Origin of the sequence: uncultured Sunxiuqinia sp., from assembly GCF_947495665.1 — a bacterium.
Lineage (GTDB): Bacteria > Bacteroidota > Bacteroidia > Bacteroidales > Prolixibacteraceae > Sunxiuqinia > Sunxiuqinia rutila.
This window is the reverse complement of the sequence record NZ_CANLZV010000028.1, coordinates 1-19,737: the sequence shown is the minus strand read 5'-3', so window position 1 is coordinate 19,737 and position 19,737 is coordinate 1. Positions and strand designations below refer to the sequence as shown.

16 protein-coding genes are annotated in these 19,737 nt (G+C 44.0%); 7 read left to right on the top strand and 9 right to left on the bottom strand.

The genetic code is table 11. From position 1 onward, the window contains the following. Nucleotides 1-86 precede the first annotated feature (86 nt). Complete coding sequence (locus tag Q1A18_RS18810) at nucleotides 87-374, top strand: hypothetical protein (protein ID WP_299584634.1); 288 nt, start codon at nucleotides 87-89, stop codon at nucleotides 372-374. Between the two features lie 54 nt (nucleotides 375-428). Here the strand turns inward: Q1A18_RS18810 and Q1A18_RS18805 are convergent, their stop codons facing one another. The 9 genes from Q1A18_RS18805 to Q1A18_RS18765 form a co-directional block, all read right to left on the bottom strand. Continuing rightward, nucleotides 429-1,973, bottom strand: coding sequence for a beta-N-acetylhexosaminidase (locus tag Q1A18_RS18805; protein ID WP_299584631.1), 1,545 nt, complete (start codon nucleotides 1,971-1,973; stop codon nucleotides 429-431). 113 nt (nucleotides 1,974-2,086) lie between these two features. Further along, a complete protein-coding gene (locus Q1A18_RS18800) occupies nucleotides 2,087-3,448 on the bottom strand; it encodes an alanine/glycine:cation symporter family protein (RefSeq protein ID WP_299584628.1) in 1,362 nt (453 codons plus the stop codon). A gap of 270 nt (nucleotides 3,449-3,718) precedes the next feature. Next, nucleotides 3,719-4,783: an FAD-binding oxidoreductase gene (locus Q1A18_RS18795; RefSeq protein ID WP_299584625.1), complete on the bottom strand. Its 1,065-nt coding sequence runs from the start codon at nucleotides 4,781-4,783 to the stop codon at nucleotides 3,719-3,721. 38 nt (nucleotides 4,784-4,821) lie between these two features. Next, nucleotides 4,822-5,655 carry an endonuclease/exonuclease/phosphatase family protein gene (locus tag Q1A18_RS18790; protein ID WP_299584622.1) on the bottom strand — a complete coding sequence of 278 codons (834 nt, stop codon included), beginning with the start codon at nucleotides 5,653-5,655 and terminating at the stop codon, nucleotides 4,822-4,824. Nucleotides 5,656-5,666: 11 nt separating this feature from the next. After that, nucleotides 5,667-6,620: an alpha/beta hydrolase gene (locus Q1A18_RS18785; RefSeq protein ID WP_299584619.1), complete on the bottom strand. Its 954-nt coding sequence runs from the start codon at nucleotides 6,618-6,620 to the stop codon at nucleotides 5,667-5,669. Nucleotides 6,621-6,951: 331 nt separating this feature from the next. Continuing rightward, nucleotides 6,952-8,184, bottom strand: a complete 1,233-nt coding sequence (gene hydF, locus Q1A18_RS18780; protein WP_299584616.1) for a [FeFe] hydrogenase H-cluster maturation GTPase HydF — start codon at nucleotides 8,182-8,184, stop codon at nucleotides 6,952-6,954. 209 nt (nucleotides 8,185-8,393) lie between these two features. Then, entirely contained in the window at nucleotides 8,394-8,618 is a 225-nt protein-coding gene (locus Q1A18_RS18775) for a hypothetical protein (protein ID WP_299584613.1), read from the bottom strand. A 149-nt stretch (nucleotides 8,619-8,767) separates the two neighbouring features. Next, nucleotides 8,768-10,165 (bottom strand): [FeFe] hydrogenase H-cluster radical SAM maturase HydG, encoded by a 1,398-nt coding sequence (hydG, locus tag Q1A18_RS18770; protein ID WP_299584610.1) that lies wholly within the window; start codon nucleotides 10,163-10,165, stop codon nucleotides 8,768-8,770. A 1-nt stretch (nucleotide 10,166) separates the two neighbouring features. Next, a complete protein-coding gene (locus tag Q1A18_RS18765; protein ID WP_299584607.1) occupies nucleotides 10,167-10,565 on the bottom strand; it encodes a TM1266 family iron-only hydrogenase system putative regulator in 399 nt (132 codons plus the stop codon). Between the two features lie 188 nt (nucleotides 10,566-10,753). Between Q1A18_RS18765 and Q1A18_RS18760 the strand changes: the two genes are divergently transcribed. The 6 genes from Q1A18_RS18760 to Q1A18_RS18735 form a co-directional block, all read left to right on the top strand. Beyond that, nucleotides 10,754-11,311: an RNA polymerase sigma-70 factor gene (locus tag Q1A18_RS18760; protein WP_299584604.1), complete on the top strand. Its 558-nt coding sequence runs from the start codon at nucleotides 10,754-10,756 to the stop codon at nucleotides 11,309-11,311. A 61-nt stretch (nucleotides 11,312-11,372) separates the two neighbouring features. Further along, nucleotides 11,373-12,359, top strand: coding sequence for a FecR domain-containing protein (locus Q1A18_RS18755; protein WP_299584601.1), 987 nt, complete (start codon nucleotides 11,373-11,375; stop codon nucleotides 12,357-12,359). Nucleotides 12,360-12,508: 149 nt separating this feature from the next. Further along, nucleotides 12,509-15,895 (top strand): TonB-dependent receptor, encoded by a 3,387-nt coding sequence (locus Q1A18_RS18750; protein ID WP_299584598.1) that lies wholly within the window; start codon nucleotides 12,509-12,511, stop codon nucleotides 15,893-15,895. Nucleotides 15,896-15,926: 31 nt separating this feature from the next. Continuing rightward, nucleotides 15,927-17,753 (top strand): RagB/SusD family nutrient uptake outer membrane protein, encoded by a 1,827-nt coding sequence (locus Q1A18_RS18745; protein ID WP_299584595.1) that lies wholly within the window; start codon nucleotides 15,927-15,929, stop codon nucleotides 17,751-17,753. An 89-nt stretch (nucleotides 17,754-17,842) separates the two neighbouring features. Continuing rightward, nucleotides 17,843-19,249 (top strand): alpha-L-fucosidase, encoded by a 1,407-nt coding sequence (locus Q1A18_RS18740; protein WP_299584592.1) that lies wholly within the window; start codon nucleotides 17,843-17,845, stop codon nucleotides 19,247-19,249. A 288-nt stretch (nucleotides 19,250-19,537) separates the two neighbouring features. Beyond that, on the top strand, nucleotides 19,538-19,737 hold a 200-nt coding region (locus Q1A18_RS18735), incomplete at its 3' end, for a hypothetical protein (protein WP_299584589.1).

Below are 19,737 nucleotides of genomic sequence, written 5' to 3'. Positions count from 1 at the left end.
ATCAAATTTGGAGAACGATGCAAACTAAAACTCTAATAGCAAAAAATACAATTGACACAGTTTAATGAACATTACCTCCAAATAGCATGCTTAATGCGCCTGAACGTCTGCTCGATGTGCCTGAACGCCTGCTTGATGAGTCCGAACATCCGCTCGATGTGTCGGAACAATCACTCAATGCGTCTGAACGTCTGCTTGATGCGCCTGAACATCTGCTCAATGAACCAGAACGTCTGCTCGATGTAATTGAACGTCTGCTCGATGTGTCAGAACGTCCACTTGATGCGTCCGAAGAGCCGCTCGATGGGTCCGAACGCCTGCTCGATGAGCCTGAATGCCCGCTTGATACACCTGAACGCCTGCCCGATGCCTGAGAACTAAAAAGGCTGCCTTTTTAGAGACAGCCTTTCGTTGTTTTTTATTCTTCCTTATTCCTCCCAGGGAACCAGTTTTGACCGGTAATAATTGATGCCCCAGGTGTCGTATTGCTTACCATGAGCAGCGAGGCGAACTTTGTATTCATCCCAGCTTTTTCCTTCGGCAGGCGACCAGCCAATTTCTGCATAGCCAGCCAGACGCGGGAATACCAGGTATTCCATATCGGCGCGATTGGTAACGGTTTCCGTCCACAGCGGAGCTTCAATGCCCAGAATATTTTCCCAGCTAATTTCTTTTTCCAGCTTGGTCGGATCCCAGTCATAACCCGTGTCAACCTCAATGTATCCGGCCCAGTGCAAGCCAAGCGTAGACAAGGAATCGTATTTCATGTCCAGGTAAGCCTTCTTGGCTGGCGACATGATGACTTTTACGCCTTGCTGAACGGCATTTTTGGCATTGTCGGCGCTTGACCAGTACTGCGCAATGCTGCGCTCATCCAATTTAGCCAGAGTTACTTCGTCCCAGCCAATCATGGTTTTTCCGTGGGCATAAACCAGGTCTTGTACCCGCTCGATAAAAGGAATGTAATCCTCTTTTTTAGTCACATGCGATTCGTCGCCACCAATGTGGATGTATGGTCCGGGAGTTAATGACGCCAATTCGCCAATGACATCGTCAATAAATTCGTAGGTAATTTCCTTGTCGGTACACAAGGTGCTGAAACCAACCTCAATGCCGGTGTATAGCTCTGTGGCTTTGCCGTCGCAGTTCAACTCGGCATACGAAGCTAAAGCCGCATTGGTGTGGCCGGGCATGTCAATTTCAGGAATGATCGTGATGAAGCGTTCGGCCGCATAGTTGACCAGCTCGGTATATTGGTCCTGGGTGTAGAATCCGCCTTCGCCACTACCAACTTCCGTACTTCCACCAATTTCGGTCAGTTTCGGCCACGATTTAATTTCGATGCGCCAACCCTGGTCATCAGTCAGGTGCAGGTGCATAATGTTGAATTTATAATACGCCATCAGGTCGAGGTAGTGTTTTACATCGTCACCCCCCAGAAAGTGACGGGCAACGTCGAGCATGGTTCCCCGGTATTCATACTCCGGGAAGTCGCGAATGGTTCCGGTTGCAATCACCCAGTCGGTTTGCTGAACACTGCTGCTGGCAATGGAAAGCGGCAACAGCTGGCGGATGGTTTGAATACCGCGGAAAGCACCTTCAGCCTTGTTGGCTTTCAGGGTGAGCAATTTTTTGTCGATTTGTAATTCATAACCTTCATTTCCCAATTCTGAATCATTGGTCAGGCTGATAAAAATCCCTGCCGAAGGCATGTCGCTAACGACTTCAACCGGAAGTTGAAATCCTGTTGCTGGTGTTAGTTTGCTTTGCAGGTATTGGGCTGTGGCTTCCAGGTTGGAGCCCGCCTGAACATAGATTTTGGTTTGGGCTGATAGTCGGAACGCTTTTCCGGTAGCAGTAACGGATACAGGCTTCGGAATCACTTGGTTTTGGGTTAAATCGGTTGGCTCTTCAGGGGTGCACGAAAGCAGCCCGGTGACAACGGCCAATAGGAGTAAAACGTTTTTGTTCATGGTTGATTAATTCAATGGTTCGTTCAAAAATAATTGGCTCTAAGTTATAAAAAACATGGCGATTATTTGAATGTTTTGAGCGGACTGAAGTAAGAAACCTTTTGGCTAACGCGTTAAAATTGTTTGAGTTCGAGCTTTTTGAAATAAACCCGGGCAGCCTTGCGCACCTGTCCGGAAAGCAAAATGGCGCTGATCATGGTGGGGAAGGCCATTAGGGCAAAAGACAGGTCTAAAAAACTAACCACAACCTGAAGTTGCGACACGGAACCAACAACGACCAGGATAACCACCGCGTAGTGATACCATTTTTGATATTGGGTTCCTGCAACAAAGCTCAGGCATTTACTGCCATAGTAGGGAAAGGCAAACATGGTTGACAGCGCGAAAAAGCTGACACAAATGGTCAGTAAATAGCTACCGTACGGAATGACCTGGTCAAAGGCTTCGGCGGTGAGGGTGATGCCGTCGGCCTCGCTGTGCTTCCAAACCCCGGTAATAATGATGGCCAGGGCAGTCATGGTGCAAACGATAATGGTATCGATAATGGGGCCCAGCATCGCCACGAGTCCTTCGCGAATCGGTTCGTTGGTTTTGGCGGCACCATGAGCCATGGGAGCAGTACCAACTCCTGCTTCATTGGAAAACGCGGCCCGCCGAACGCCGGTGATGATGATGGCCCCCAGCGAACCACCAAGAACGGCGTTGCCGGTAAAGGCATCGGCGAAAATCAGCTTTAAACTTGGAATTATTTCGTTGGCATTGGAGAGAACAATGTACAGAATGGTGACAATATAGACGACAATCATAACAGGTACCACACGTCCGGTTACCTTTCCAATTCGTTTCACGCCGCCTAAAATAACCAAGGCGACAATAAAAGCCAGTACCAATCCGATAATTAAGTTACTGGTGAAGGATGCCGGAATGCCGTTGGGCTGCAGCACCACATCGCTAATGGCCTGGGTGAGCTGATTGGCCTGAAATATTGGAAGCACGCCAAGCATGGCGGTAACGGAGAAGAAAATGGCCAGTGGTTTCCAACGCTTGCCAAGGCCTTCGGTGATGACATACATGGGGCCACCCTGTATTTCTCCGGCATTGTCTTTTCCGCGGTACATAACCGCCAGCGAGCAGGTGAAAAACTTGGTTGAAATGCCGACCAACGCGGAAATCCACATCCAGAAAATGGCTCCTGGTCCGCCTGTGGTAATGGCAATGGCTACTCCGCTAATGTTACCCATTCCTACGGTTCCGGCCAGGGCCGTTGCCAGTGCCTGGTAGTGGTGCAATTGTCCGGCTTCTTCAGGATCATCGTATTTCCCACGTAAAATCTGAATGGCATGACCAATGTATTTAATCGGAGCCAACCGAGAAATGAATAAAAAATAAAGTCCGCCTCCGAGTAAGAGGATCAGCAGAGGAGCCCCCCAAATGAGATCCGATAACTTGATAATGATTTCGCCAAATGCTTTCAAACGATTCTGATTTATGTTTCTGTTAACATCATTTTGATATGCGTTAAATGATGTTTTCTTTAAATTTTTAGTTGATGAAGCCAGGCAAAGACCTTTGAATGTCCCGTACGCAGGAAAACAGTTCTACAGGTGTTTTGCATGGCCTTCATGAGTTTTGATTCAGGCCGTTTATGTTGAGGTGCAGGATGATATCCAACGTTTAGCACGTTAATATACGCTTTTTTATTTTTTCGAACCCTTGGAGTTTTTTCGTTCGTGGTTTTGAGCCCGTTAACGGGACTGTTTTCTTTCCGGGAAGTAGCGGTTTATGTTTACCTCAGGCTGAATAGTCTGATCTTCGTCACACAGGAAGCGGGCAAATTGCCGGGCAAAGTAGGGGCCAAGCATGGTTCCTTTGGAGCCTAACCCGTTGAAAATACCAAGCTCTGGGTATTGGGGATGAAGCCCGAGAACCGGCCGCCGGTCGTGTGTAGTTGGCCGAATGCCAGCCTGGTGATCGACCACTTCATACGTACCTGTGAAGAACGTGCTGAGTTTTTCCGTCAGCTCAATTCGGGCATGGTCCTGAGGTGAGGTACTTAAATCATTCCAATCGTAGGTTGCACCAAGTCGGTAATACTGTTCTCCTTCGGGCATTAAAAACATGGCTTTATTAAGGATGAAGTTTTCGTTGTAAGTGGTCGTTTTTATCCGAAGCACTTCTCCCTTGGTATGTTTGAACTGAAGGTTTTTAAAGAATGGATTTTGGGAAACGGCATGGCCTTCACAGAAAATGACTTTTTGAGCTTCCAGGTCCTGGTAAATGACCCGGTTTTCTTGTAAGGTAAGTTTATTCCAGGCAACTTTCTCAAACTGAATACTGTTTTCCGATTGAAGCTGTTGGCGCATACTCTCAATCAGTTGACTGAGATCCACACGTCCGCTTTGGATGACTGTGCCAACTCCAAACGGCGCCTCAATGTATGGGGAGCTGATTGGTTCCGGTTCCTGAAGAAGGTAGTTCTGAAGTTTGTCGTCAGCAACCTTCTTTCGCCAGAATTCATTTTCTCCTTTACCGAGTACTTTTTTGATTTGGAGCGGATAAAACAGGCGGGTACCAAATTCGTGTTCTAACTCGGCATAGGTGCTGAGTAGCTGGGGGGAAAGCTCATCAATGAGCCAGCTTTTGGTTAGGCGCCTGAAAACAACAGGATTGATCACTCCTGCTGCAACTTCAGAGGCTTTGGGCTGCTCCGGATTGTCCAGCACCATGCATGACTTTCCGCGTTTTTTCAAGGCGTGTACAAGCAGGGTGCCGGCCAATCCTTGTCCGATAATCAGGTAATCAAATTTCATTACCTTTTAGGACAGCAGAAGCCCCAAAAAGTTCAGTGTTAAAATGCCACTTCAATCAACACCGGAAGATGATCTGATGGATAGCGCTGCTCGTAGGAGTCAGTCAGTACGCCATACTTCAACACTTCAATTTTTCCTTTGACAAAAATATAGTCGATGCGATTTTTTAATTCACTGTTGAAGTCAAAAGCATTGTAGGTTCCTTCCGGGCCATAAGGGGCCTGAGCAGAAACCTTTTTGCTGTCGAAAAACTGGGTTTCGAGGCGGGCAATTGGCGCAGCTTCCGGCGTCAGGTTAAAATCGCCCATCAAAATAACCGGGTCATTTTTGGTGTTCAGCGAGTCAATCTTCTGAAGAATCAGTCGGGCGGAGTTGAGCCGTGCTTCGTCACCTACATGGTCAAAGTGCGTGTTGAAAACCCAAAAGGTTTTCCTTTTATCGTAGTCTTCAAACCAGGCGTACGTGCAAATCCGTTTGCAAGCAGCATCCCATCCCATGCTGGGAACCTCCGGTGTTTCGGAAAGCCAGAACCAGCCATGATCTTTCAGCTGATATTTTCTGCTGTTGTAAAAAATGGGCGAATATTCACCTTCTGCCTTGCCATCCTCGCGCCCAACACCAATTTGGTCAAAGCCGGGAAGCTGCAGGGAAATATCGGTCACCTGTTCGTATAAGGCTTCCTGAAGTCCAATAATGTCGGCTTCGTGAAAACGCAACAGGTCGGTAACCAGAAGTTTCCGGTTTGACCAGGCATTAACTCCGTCTCCCTCGTTGGCGTAACGAATGTTGTACGTGACGACGTTGGCAGACTGGGCGAATATGGAATTTGTAGCTGATAAAAGGATCATGATTAGAAAAATCGAGGTTCTCATTGGTGCATAATTTAGTTTTGACAATAGTCGAATTCAGGATACTGACAATTGTGTTTGCCAGGGATGACGGTATGAATTTGGTTTTTGGACTGATGAAGGACAAAGTCATTGCAAAAGCTGATGATTTCGTCAAATTGCTCTACCATGGGCGAGCTGGCAATCCGGTGATTTTCCCCGCAAAGGGTATAAAGCCAGTAGGGTTTGTCGAGCTGATGCAAGCGGTCGGCAATGGTTTTTCCGCCGTGCAAAACCAGGTAACCCGGTTTGTCTTCGTTGCAATAATGGTGTGGAGCGGAGCCATACGGAACCAGGTTATCGCAAGTGCCATGAAAAAGCAAGGATGGAACGGCTGATTCCTTGTAAATAACCGAGGTGTCGGGAATGGCTCCGGCCATTGAAATGACACCGGCATAGCTCACTGGTCCTTTATCCAGATCGTAGCAATAGGGCGGCTGATAGGCAGCCATAAGCACAGATTCGGCTCCGGCACTGCTGCCCGAAAGGATGATCCGATAGGGATCAATTCCTAGCTGCTCCCGGTTTTGAATTAAGAAATAGGTGGCATCCTGAATGTCTTCAACGGCAGCAACGAATGTTTTCATTTTTTCATCAGCCGGACAATCGCAACCAAAGCCTGTGGGTGTGCCTTTGCGCGTGAGGCGGTAAGTGATGGAAACGGCCACATAGCCACGTCGGGCTATTTTTTTGCAAAAGGCGGGGATCCTACCTCCGTCACGGGTACCTCCTGAAAAGCCACCACCATGAACATATAGTAGAACAGGACGTGTGTCCTGACTGTCGAAAGCCGGTGTATAAACATCAAGTTCCAGCTGCTGACCGTCTTTTTGAATGTAAGTAAAGGTTTCTGTTTGTACAGAGTCCGTTATTTCCTCCAGGTAGCGCTCTTGAGCAACTGTTGCATTCAGAGTAAAAAGAATGCAGATCGTCGAAATTAAAATCTTCATGGTTAATCATTCATTTTTAGTAATGCCAAGTCCAACAGGAATTTGAGTTCATTAAGCTAAAATAACTTACGTATTTTGCTCATGCAACTTTTTTCATGCCTGTCACTGGTATTACGGTTGTTGGTTTATTATTTTCTTCGGGATGAAAACCTCGCTAAATTAGGCAAAAATGGGAGTCGCAACAATTTAAAGTGTTGATAGTGGTGTTTGGGCTTGCGTAAATTTCTTTAATAAGCACCAAGGCACCATCTCTTTTGAGGAAATCGGCAGACTTCATTTTTCCATTTTGCCCGAGTGAAAGTTTAAATTACGCTTTGGTTCAATCATTCAATTAGCTGATGGCTGCTTTTTTTTTATAAATCTTCAGTGCATCAGGGAATGGTTGCAGTGCCCGTTCAAAAATGCCCAGCGAATAGGCAATGGTTAACCCGTAGTTGGTGATAGGGACATCCGCTTGCTCGGCTCTTAAAATACGCGATAGCATCTCGCGTCGGTTCCACATACAGGCCCCGCAGTGAATGATCAGTTTGTACGAACTGATGTCGGCCGGAAAATCGCGGCCTCGGGCGTGCTCAATTTGTAGCTTTCCACCCACGTATTGGTTAAGCCATTTGGGGATTTTCACGGTTCCAATATCTTCCTGAATGGGATGATGCGAACAGGCTTCGGCAATAAGAACGCGGTCGCCATCTTTCAGCTGGTCGATAGCCATTGCGCCTCGTACCATGGCGTTGAGGTCACCCTGGAACCGGGCAAAGAGAATGGAAAAGCCCGTAAGCGGGATTTCGGGGGGCGTAAGGGCCGCCACTTTGGTAAATGCCTGGCTGTCGGTAACCACCAGTTTTGGGGGTGTGTTCATTCTTGACAGGGCTTCGGGAAGTTGTTGGTCTTTTACCACCATGCAAAAGGAGTCGCCATCCAGTAAATCGCGGATGCTTTGTACCTGAGGAAGAATGAGACGACCTTTGGGTGCTTCCTTGTCAATCGGCACAACCAGTATGGCAGCTTCGCCCGGGCCAACCAGGTCAGCAACAATTGCCGGGCGGTTGATGTAATCGTCAGGGGCCGTTTTGAGAATGGTTTGGCGCAAGGAGTCAATTCCGGCTTTGGTGGTTGCCGAGGTTTCAACAATGGGAATTTTTTCGGCCGTTAAGTTGTTGAGTAGGCAAGCTTGAGGCTGGTGCAGGTCAGTCTTGTTGAAAACGATGATTGTCGGAATCTCCCGTTCTCTTAACTCGCGCAGGGTTGTTTCTTCAAAGTCACCCCAAAGCTCGCTGGTCGAAATCAGAATTCCCAAATCGGTACGCTCAAAAACGGCCTTTGTTTTTTGGACCCTTTTTTCGCCAAGTGAACCAACGTCGTCCATACCGGCAGTATCAATAAACAAGACCGGGCCAAGAGGTAGTAATTCCATGGGTTTTTCAACCGGGTCGGTGGTGGTGCCGGCTACGTCTGAAACAATGGATACTTCCTGTTGGGTTAGTGCATTCAGCAAGGAGGATTTTCCAACATTGCGACGCCCAAAAAGGCCAATATGTAAACGAAAAGATTTGGGGGATTTCATCTGTTTGCGATTAAGGCTGAAAAGTACGAAGGATCTGTTTTCTTAGCAACGTTTTTGCAAAAAAAAACGCTGGCCAGCCTTGTGGATAGGTATCTCTTTTGGTTCTATTTGGATGAATAACGAGCGCTTTGCTTTAGTTTATCTCCGGATAGAGCACGAAAAAAGCCGACTCAATGGCCGGCTTTTGATAGGTATGAAAATACGAAGGCTTATTTTTTGTCGCCACAGTCTGTTTTTTTGCTGCAGCATTTCTTTTCGCTCTTCGTAGCACAATCTTCTTTCTTTTCAGTTTTTGCAGTTTTCTTTTCTTTTTTGTCTTTATCAACAGTGCTTACTTGCTCTGTTTTTGTTTCTTTTTTGTCAGAAACAGCATTTCCTGCATATGTTACACCGAAAGCGAATACAATTGCTAATACTAAAACCAATTTTTTCATAATTTCTATTTTAGAGTTTATAACGAGAGCAATTTATTAAGAATAGTTCTAAATAAAAACACCCTTAACATTTATTTAGAAAAATATCAATTGGTGCCTCCGAATTGTATCTGAGCGCCTTGGCTGAGTTTTCAAACTTGAATCATTAATTAGCAGAACATATCTTTTTCTCCTTGCTTAACCCGCTCAACCAGTTTACGAGCACGTTCTCCGGGTAAGCCTTTCATGCCGGCAATGGTCTTTTCAATTAACTGAATACCGGTTTCATAGGTTTGTGGCGAAGCGTAATTGTTGAGGTATTCCATAAAGCTTGACAGGGCATTGGGACCACAGTGGGCTTTAATTGCTCCGGGCTTGGCTAAGTCCATGAAATCCTGACCGGTGCGTCCCAAGCGGTAACAGCCGGTACAAAATGAAGGAATATAGCCCATTTCAGCCACGTCACGAATGACTTCATCCAAGGGGCGATGGTCGCCCAGACTGAATTGGCCGGAAACTTCATCTTCAACTTCCTCTTCATATCCCCCGGGGTTGGTGCGGCTACCGGCTGAAATCTGAGAAACGCCCAAGGCAAAAGTCTCCCGACGCATTTTGGCCGTTTCGCGTGTCGACATAATAATGCCCGTATATGGAACTGCTAAACGCAAAATGGCAACAATCTTGCGGAACTCCAGGTTGGAAACCGGAAAGGGTGGGTGAGAAGCGACATCGGAGCCGGTGGCGGGTTCCATGCGGGGAACGCTGATGGTATGTGGGCCAACTCCAAAGACGCGTTCCAGCTCAAAAATGTGCTGCATCATGGCCAGCAACTCAAAACGGGCATCGTAAAGACCAAAGAGTACACCGATTCCTACATCATCAATTCCCGCTTCCATGGCTCGGTGAAGTGCAGTAACCCGCCAGTTGTAATCCATTTTTTTTCCGCCAATGTGTACCTTTTGATAGGTCTGGCGATGATAAGTTTCCTGAAAGAGTTGGTAGGTGCCAATGTTTTCAGCTTTCAATAGTTTGAACTCTTCATCGGTCAAAGGGGCTACATTCACGTTTACGCGTCGTATTTCGGTGTCGTTGTGACGTGCGGCATAAACCGAGCGAACGGAGTCCAATACATACTGAAACCCTTGCTTGGGATAGGATTCACCAGCCACCAAAAGAACGCGTTTGTGCCCTTGTTTGATGAGTGCTTCGGTTTCATGCCTGACTTCTTCCTGGTTTAAAGCCTTGCGGACAATGGCCTTGTTTTTGGCACGAAAGGCGCAGTAGGTGCATTCGTTGGCGCACAGATTGGAGATGTACAAAGGCGCAAAGAGTACCAACCGCTTTCCGTAAATGGTGTCTTTGATCTGATTGGCTGTCTGGAACAATTCTTCCAGCAGTGTCGGATCGCTGATTCCACTTAATATGGCCACTTCTTCAAGCTTGAGTCCTTTCATTTCGCTTGCTTTGGCCAATACGTCACGCACTTGCGCAAAATCAGGCTGACTGTGCTTCTCCAGAATATCGTGAATTGCCTGTTCGTTGATGAATGTTGGTGTTGCTGTTTTCATGTTATCCGTTTTTTGCCAGTCCTGATTTGATTTGTACTCCATTTATTGCTCCTAATCGTCCGGTAAGTTGTCCCAATTCATCGGTCGTGCAGTCCACCACCAAGGTAATAACAGAGGTGTGCCCCTTGGCTCGGGGAATTCCGGTACGAGCCAGAATGAGGTCGGCGTGTTTGCTCAGCAGCTCATTCACCAGGGAGGCACTATTCGTTCGGTCTTCAATGATAATTCCAACGAAACCCAATCTTTTTTCGGCAGTCATTTTTTTGTTTTTGGGCGGGAAAAGGAAAGCATGCACCAGTTTCGTCAATAGCTTGTCATTATAGCCAATGAGCGGAATACAAATGTAGTTGATTCTTCCCTTGAAGTCAGTCGGTTGACCTTCCCGCAGGTTGCATGGCAAACTTACAATTGTTTGACGAAATAAAACAGAATGAATGGCAGCTTCTCCGTTATTTTTAATGATTCTTTGTTTCGAAACCGGCTTTGGGGGTGAATTCTGCTAAAATCAACATACGGAACATAAGTTCTATTTTATGTTTCCTTCTCTTATTTTTATTTGATTAGTTTTGGGTCCGGAAAATGATTAGGATGTCAGACTTCGATACACTATTTAAGAATTATCATCATTCGTTGTTTGTGTATGCACTCAAATTTGTTGCGGATGAAGAAGTGGCTTTAGACTTGGTGCAGGATGTTTTTACATTGATTTGGGAGAAGAAAAAGCTTAAACTGGATGATGAACATTTAAAAGCTTACCTGTTTCGATCCATTCGAAACGCTTGTCTGAATTACCTGAAACATCAGCAAGTGGTTAGTCAGTATCAGCAATTTCAGGGAATTAAAGAAATGGAGTTGTTGTATTATCGCGATGGTGAGCAATCCCTAATAGAAAAAGAAAACCTTGACAGAATCTACCAGGCAATTCACTCGTTGTCCGACATTCACCGCGAAGTTATTGAACTAAGTCGTTTTGAAGGATTGAAAAATAAGGAAATAGCAGAAGCCTTAAATGTTCCTTTGCGTACAGTTGAAACGCGTTTGTTTCGTGCTTTATCTGCCTTGCGAGAAAAACTATCTGAAAAGTTATTTCATATCTTTCTCAATTTCTGTTGTTTGAAAAATAAGGTGAAAAAACTTTCCAATTGATGACGTAATTTATGATGCTTGGTTGTGTTGTTAGTAAAAGACCCCCAAAAAGAGGTTGGATATGAACAAAACAGCAGATCATGAACAATTAATTGCCCGGTATCTGAATGGAAACCTTTCGGAAGAAGATAATGCCCGGCTTTTTCAGTGGATTCATAAAAGTCCGGAGAACAAAAAGCAATTTCTGGGACTCAAGGATACCTGGGATGCCAGTCTCAAAACGGCATCGCGTGAAACCGAGCAATTGTTGAAATTTTATAAACGACAAGCTTCTCAAAAACAACCCCGAACATTTCCCTCCTGGGTGTATGGTTTGTCGGCAGCAGCTATCCTTTTGTTAGGTCTGTTGATTGGCGGGATTTTTCATTCAGGTTTAACTTCTGGAACGAAACAACAAGTTGAGTCGTTTTACGTTCCGCAAGGATCACGTTCCGAATTGACCCTGGCTGATGGAACAAAAGTGAAGCTCAATGCTGACAGCCGCCTGGAGGTCAGTCCAGATTATTCTACTAAAAAGCGCCTTGTTCGATTGACCGGTGAAGCTTACTTTGAGGTTCAGTCGGATGTCAAGAATCCTTTTACAGTGCAGACCGATAAGTTTGATGTGTTGGTTACGGGAACCAAGTTCAATGTAAGCAGTCATGCCGAAGATCGCCAAATAAGTACAACTCTATCTGAGGGATGTGTACAACTAAGAACCAACAACAAAGAGGTTATTCTCTTAAAGCCAGGAGAAAAAATCAGTTTTGATCAGAGAACCATGAAGCCGGAGTTGAAAAAAGTTCGTATTGAAACAGAATTAGCCTGGGTGAATGGGGAATTTATTTTTAAGGAAATTCTTTTTTCTGACTTGATTAAGCGCTTGGAGCGCTGGTATGATGTAAGGTTGAGTTATCAGTCAAAAGACCTGGAGACCATGGTTTACTCCGGAAGTTTTAAAAACAAGGAAACCATCTGGCAAGTTTTGGATGCCTTGAAATTGACCAGTCCGATTGATTACAAGAAGAAGAACTTTAGAGAGTTTGAACTAATTTATAAGCCTATGTAAACTAAAAAGAAAAGACGAGATGTCGCCACAACATCCCGCCTTTTAAACAATCAAATTAATAATTGTCTAAACATGTCAAATTTATGAAAAAAAAACGAACCAAGGGGGAGCGTCCTTTATGGGATGATTCTCTCAAAATCTATCGAATTATGAAACTAGTTTGTTTGTTTATGTTAGTAGCTTTCATGCAGGTTTCTGCTGCAAGCTATGCCCAAAAAACAAAGCTAAATGTGTCAGGACAAAACCTAACGATTGAAAAGGCATTGGAACAGATTGAAGACCAGACTGATTTCTCTTTCTTTTATAACAATCAGGAGGTTGACTTAAGTAGGGTTGTTAGTTTAGATCTAAATAATCAGACTGTTGAGCAAGTACTGGATTTCTTGATAACTGAATCTGGCTTGAATTATACGATTAATAACAAGTTGATTGTCATTCATAAGGCACAAGACTCCAGGTTCTCGGACTTAACAAATCAGAAAAAGGAGATTATCGGAAAAGTTACAGATGCCTCAGGATCTCCGCTTCCTGGAGTTACTGTTGTGGTGAAGGGCACAACCCAAGGTACCATTTCAGATTTTGATGGCAACTATATTCTTGAAGATGTTCCGGCTGATGGTGTTTTGGTGTTTTCATTTGTAGGAATGAGAACCCAGGAAATTGAAGTTGTTAATAAGGCCGCCATTAATGTGGTAATGATAGAAGATGCCATTGGTATTGAAGAAGTTGTTGCGGTGGGGTATGGTACACAGAAAAAGGTGAACCTGACCGGTGCAGTGGAACACCTAACAGCCGATGTGTTGGAGAATAAGCCAGTAGCCAATGTTGGGCAGGCTCTGCAGGGAGTGATACCTAATCTGAATATTTCTGTGGCCAATGGTAATCCCAATTCCAATCCTTCTTTTAATATTAGGGGAGGAACATCATTTAGTGGAAACAGTTTTCAGTCAGGTTCCCCACTTATCTTAGTGGATGGTGTGGAAATGGACATTAATCGTTTGAATCCTGAAGACATCGAAAGCATCTCTGTGATTAAGGATGCTTCTGCAGCTGCAATTTATGGAGCAAGGGGAACTTATGGCGTAATGTTGGTGACAACAAAAAAAGGCTCTAAAAATCAGGCGCCTAGTGTGAGTTACTCTGGCAGCTACCAGGTGCAGGTGCCAAGAGAAGCACCAGATCTGCTTAACTCCCTGCAATATCAGCAAGCATACATGAATGCCAAAATCCTGGACGGAGGTACTCCTAATTCATTGGATGAGACTACACTTCAGCATGTGAAAGATTATTTTGAAAACCCTGAGACTGCTCCCAACTATTTCATGAACGGAAATTCGATTGTATGGGTGGGTAATACCGATTCATACAATGAATTGATGCGAGATTACACCCCAATGCACAAACACACTTTGTCCGTTTCTGGAGGTGGTGATAACAGTACCTACTATGCTTCTTTAGGATATAAGGATCAGAAAGGTATTATGGATGCTAAGACAGATGAGAATAAACGCTATAACGCAATATTGGGAATTACTTCCGATATTACCGACTGGTTCAATGTTGATTTGAAAGCAACTTATAGCCAGATACGCACGGCAGTGCCTACCGGAGGATCTGGATTAGACGTAAACTATATTTTTACGGCTCTTGCAAACGATCCAGAGCGTAACTTGTTTAGTCCGGTGCAGGTTGAGGTTCCGGAAGAGTATGGCGGCGGTATCATGTTTACTGATAATAAAGTGGGCTATTTGCGTTACGGCAATAACGACCAGCTAACCCAAAGTGAAGATATGATGTTGCGTGTGGGTACAACGTTCAAGGTTATAAATGGGCTTGACGTTAAAGCCGATTTCTCCTACAAATCCTACAACTCATATGTGAAAACGGTACAGCCTGTAATGGAGCGTATTTATACTTCGTGGGAAAATCCGTCAACCGTTCATACATACCCGGGGTATGTACAAAAAAACTATAATAATTCAGATAAATATGCCATTAATGCATATGCCAATTATGATGTGACTCTTGCTGATAAGCACCAGTTGAGTGGAGTTGCCGGTTTTAACCAGGAGTGGTATGTCTATAAGTCCCTTTGGGCCAAGGGTGAACATCTGTTGACCGATGATGTACCAGTACTGGGAATGACTACCGGTGAAACTAAATACTTTGATGACGGCGAAGGTCACTGGGCCATTCGCGGGGCATTTTTCAGGATAAACTACAACTACAATGGTAAGTACCTGTTTGAGATGAACGGTCGTTATGACGGAACTTCAAAATTCCCAACAGCAGACCGGTTTCAGTTTTTCCCATCCTTTTCTGCCGGGTGGAGAATTTCTGAAGAATCCTTTATGGCTTCAACCAGGAACGTTCTTAATAATTTGAAATTGAGAGCTTCCTACGGTAGTCTTGGAAACCAGAATGTTGCTAATTATGCTTACATACCCAGCTATGGAGTAACTGATCAGGTGCCTCATATTTTTAACGGAGACCGTCCCAAAGGGATAACCCCTCCGGGATTGGTTAGTGCTTCGCTTACCTGGGAGACAGCTACAACAACCGACTTTGGAGTGGATGCCACTTTATTCGATAAGTTAAATGTTAGCTTCGACTGGTATAATCGTACAACTTCAGATATTTTGACTGCTGCAGAGCAATTGCCTGCGGTTCTGGGAACCGGAGTTCCAAATAAAAATGCCGGTAAAATGAAAACTACAGGTTGGGAATTTTCCGCAAAATATAGCGATAGGCTAAGTAACGGATTGAAATATAACCTGGCATTTGTATTGTCAGATTACCAGTCTGAGATCGTAAAGTTTGATCAGAATCCGGAGAAGCTACTCTCTTCATTATATGTAGGTAAAAAGATGGGAGAGATCTGGGGATATGAAACAGTTGGAATTTTTCAGACATCTCAGGATATAGAGAATGCTCCTGATCAAAGTAAGGTGAATTCAGGGGTTTGGAGACCGGGAGATGTGCAGTATGCCAATCTGAATGACGACGAAGTGATTGATACCGGTTTAAATACAGTAGACGATCCGGGTGACCGTCGTATTATTGGTAATTCAACACCTCGCTACCAGTTTGGATTAAACACAGACCTGTCGTGGAAGAACTTTGATTTTAACATGTTCTGGCAGGGCGTAGGTAAGCGCGATTACTGGATCAGTAGTCCTTTCTACTGGGGTATGATAAGTGGAGGTACAGGTACCGTATGGGGGTTGAATAACTCCTGGACTGAGGACAATCCGAATGCTTTTCTGCCTGCGTATAAATCGGCCGGAAAAAACATGCAGGTGCAGACGAGGTATTTGCAGAATGCTGCATACGGCAGGTTGAAAAATCTTACTCTGGGGTACACTGTACCTAAAAATATTACTGAGAAAATTGATGTAAGCAAGGCACGGATCTACCTGTCTGGTTACAATCTGCTTGAAATCACAAAGATTCCGGATGTGTTTGATCCGGAAGTTATGACTGGTACCTATCCAATGATGACTTCATATATCTTAGGATTACAGGTAACCTTTTAACAAAGTGATTAACAACAAAAAAATGAATAATATGAAATTAAAATATATTTTATCAGCTCTGATTGTTGCCTTGGCATTTGGCTGTAACGATGACTTTATGGAGCGCTACCCACTTGATCGGTTAAGCGACGAAAGTTTCTGGAGAAGCGAATCGGATCTGGAATTGTATTGCAACTCATTGTATAATGACTACGTTCGCGGACATGGTACCAGTTGGGCGAATTCTACTCGTCAGCCATATGGTTACCAGGATAGCTGGTTCTGTTATGGAGATTTACACTCTGATAACGGAGTTCCTAAGGACTATTCTGCAGTAAAAATGGTGAATGGTAAATACATAGAACCAACAGGCTCAGGAAGTGGTGGCTGGAGTTGGGGGAATGTACGTAAGATCAACTACTTTTTGGCCAATTATAAAAGAGGTGACATTGATCCAGATAAAAGAGATGTTTATGCCGGTGAGATCATGATGTTCAAAGCATGGGAGTATTTTGAAAAGGTAAAATTGTTTGGAGATGTACCCTGGTATTCAGAGCCGATGGGAACCGAATCGGAAGGTTTGTATGCTCCAAGAACTCCACGTGCACAGGTAATGGATTCGGTGTTGATGTGCATTGATAAAGCGATTGAGTGGTTACCTGAAAAAGGAAGTGAGAAAAACAATCGTTTGAACAAAGACATGGCACTTCAGTTGAAAGCCCGAATCTGTTTGCATGAGGGAACTTTTAGAAAATATCATACGGAACTTGGACTAGATGGAGATAAATTCCTACAGGAAGCCGTAAGTGCATCTGGTACCCTTTTGAATTCCGGATATTCTATCTGGTCAACCGGAGATCCACAGAAGGATTATTACGATCTGTTTGTACAAGATAGCTACGCCAATAATCCTGAAGTGCTATTGTGGAAGGAATATGCTACTGATATCCTGGGACATGCAATGCTACGTTATTATAACTTCAATCTCCGGATGTATGCCAGTTGCTCAAAGTCAATGGTTGAAGAGTACCTGTGTGAGGACGGCCTTCCAATCTCTGTAAGCCCTTTATATTTGGGAGATGACAGTATTCAGAGTGAAATGACCAACCGTGATCCGCGTTTGCGTCAAACAATTGCTGCACCGGGAGAGTATATCTTTAATCCGGATAATTCATTCGCATTGACTCAGCGTGGAGTAGGGTATAATGATGCAATGCCCAATATTCCTGGTACTTACAGTTGGCCTACACCTACCGGATACCGACCGATTAAATACTGGAAAGATGATGCAGATGAAATAAACGCGGTTTATAAAGGAATTATGCCTTGTCCTGTTTTCAGATATGCAGAAGTGTTGTTGATCAATGCTGAAGCGAAAGCAGAACTTGGACAGATCAATCAAACAGTATTAGATGAAACAATAAACTTGTTGAGAGACAGGGTGGGTATGCCTCATCTTAGCATGAGTAATATACCCAATGATCCGGTAATGGATGGAGCCTATTCAACCTATTGTGGCTATGTGCCAGCTCCTATTTTACGTGAGATCCGACGTGAACGTCGTGTTGAACTGGGGTGGGAGAACTTTAGATGGGATGACCTAGTACGTTGGAAAGCGGCTAAGTTACTGTTGAAACCAGAGGCTACCTTAGGATTCAAATTCAACCAATATCAATATCCGGATATTGTTCCAGAGAAGGATGTGTATTTGAATGTGGAGGGGTATATTATGCCATATAAAGTAACATTACCAGAAGGTCGTGTGTTTGAGGAACCACAACAGTATTATTTCCCGATCCCGCTTGAGGATTTGGTGATGAATAAGAATCTGTCACAGAATCCAGGGTGGAAAGATGCCGGAAGTCTAGGAGATGAATAATTAAATTGTGAAAATGCGATCCCAAGAGACTTTCAGCCGAGAGTCTCTTGGGATCACATTTGTTTGTAGCCTTAGAAACAGTATTAATCATGAGAATTTCAATTTTATCATTTATATTAATAGCTTCCACCTTGTCTCTCTTTTCACAGGAGAAGCCTCAGAAACAACTTAAATATGGAGCACAACGGATAGAGAAAAGGACGGATAAGGCCATGCAAAAGTGGCGTTCTAACCGTTTTGGTCAGTTTGTTACGTTTGGATTGTTTTCTGTTCCTGGAGGACACTGGGAAGGAAAGTACTACCCGGGTGCAGCAGAATGGATTAAATCGTCTGCAAAGATATCAGATGTAGACTATGACTCCATTAGGGCTAACTTTAATCCCACAGAATTTGATGCTCCGGGAATGGCTAAAATGGCCAGGAAAATGGGAGCTAAGTATGCATTAATTACGACCAAGTTTCACGATGGATTTTGTATTTGGCCAAGTAAGTATACCGATTTTGATATTGAAAATACACCTTATCAAAAAGACCTTCTAAAAGAGTTTATAGATGCTTATAACAAGGAAGGTATTGATGTCGTATTTTATTATTCGGTGTTGGACTGGCACCATCCCGACTGGAGGTACGATATAAAAAATAAATCGGATAGCCTAGCATTTAAACGTTATTGGGATTGGATGACTAACCAAGTAGAGGAATTGATGACTAATTATCCAACTGTCAAAGGTTTTTGGTACGATGGCACTTGGGATGCTTCTGTGAAAAAGAATGGAAATTATACCTGGGATTTAATGAAGAAAATGCAGGAGATCAATCCCAGAATTATTTCAGGCAGTAGGTTAAGAGCCGATGAATACGGAGCACGTCATTTTGATTCCAATGGAAACATGATGGGTGACTACGAGCAAGGCTGGGAGCGTAAACTTCCCTATAAAAGGATGGAAAATGACTGGGAATGTGTTATGACCGTGCCGGAAAATCAATGGGGATATCACTCCGACTGGCGAGGACATGTAAAGACATCTACCGAAGTAATAGAGATGATCGTTGGTAGTGCGGCATATGGAGGCAATTTTATGCTCAATTTTGGGCCAAAAGGTGATGGCTCAATTCGTAACGAAGAGGTAGAACTTGCCCGTAAGATTGGAAATTGGATGGATGAAAACGGTGAAATGATTTACGATTGCGAATATGCCGACCTGGAGATGCAAAAATGGGGATATTTTACTAGGAAGAAAAATACAAATACTGTTTATATGGCAGTGTTCAATGTTCCGGTGGATAAGGTGCTTAAAATGAATCTTCCCAAAGGTGTGAAAGTTGATAGCGCTGAATTCTTAACTGTAAGTGGCGACGTTGAAATTGAAGAAGCAGCCAAAAACGAATTCTATCTGCATATTCCGAAAAGAAAGTACAGAGAACCTTTTGTAATAAAGTTAGAGTTAAGCTCTGGAAATAGAGAGAGTATGTTCTATGTTGCTCCAAGGATATGATGCAATTATACATACATATATGCTTTCAATAGAAGTGGTTGTTGTTTATGTGTATAGTGTGACTTGTGGGAGGTGGGTTGGTGGGAGTACATAGTCCTAATCAGCCGATTAATACCGGTGTTAGTAAGGAATCTTTAATTAATTGGGTAAAAAGTGCTTCGCAAAGAAACGTTCCTTTTTCAATTAACCTGATGATGTGGGAAGATGGCAGAGTCTCTGAGACTTCACTACAAATACTTCAAGAATTGAAAAGAGAACTTCAATAATAAAATACGAATCCAACATATTATGAAATTTATCTACCTGCTATCTTTATTCATTGCTATTTCTTGTTCGCAGAAACCGCAAGATGCCATTGAAATTTACGTCTCACCATCCGGGAACGATACTAATCTGGGTACCATTGAAGCTCCCTTTGCAACCGCAGAGCGTGCCCGCGATGAGGTGCGAAACATAAAGAACAAAAAATCAGCTCCGGTAACTGTTTT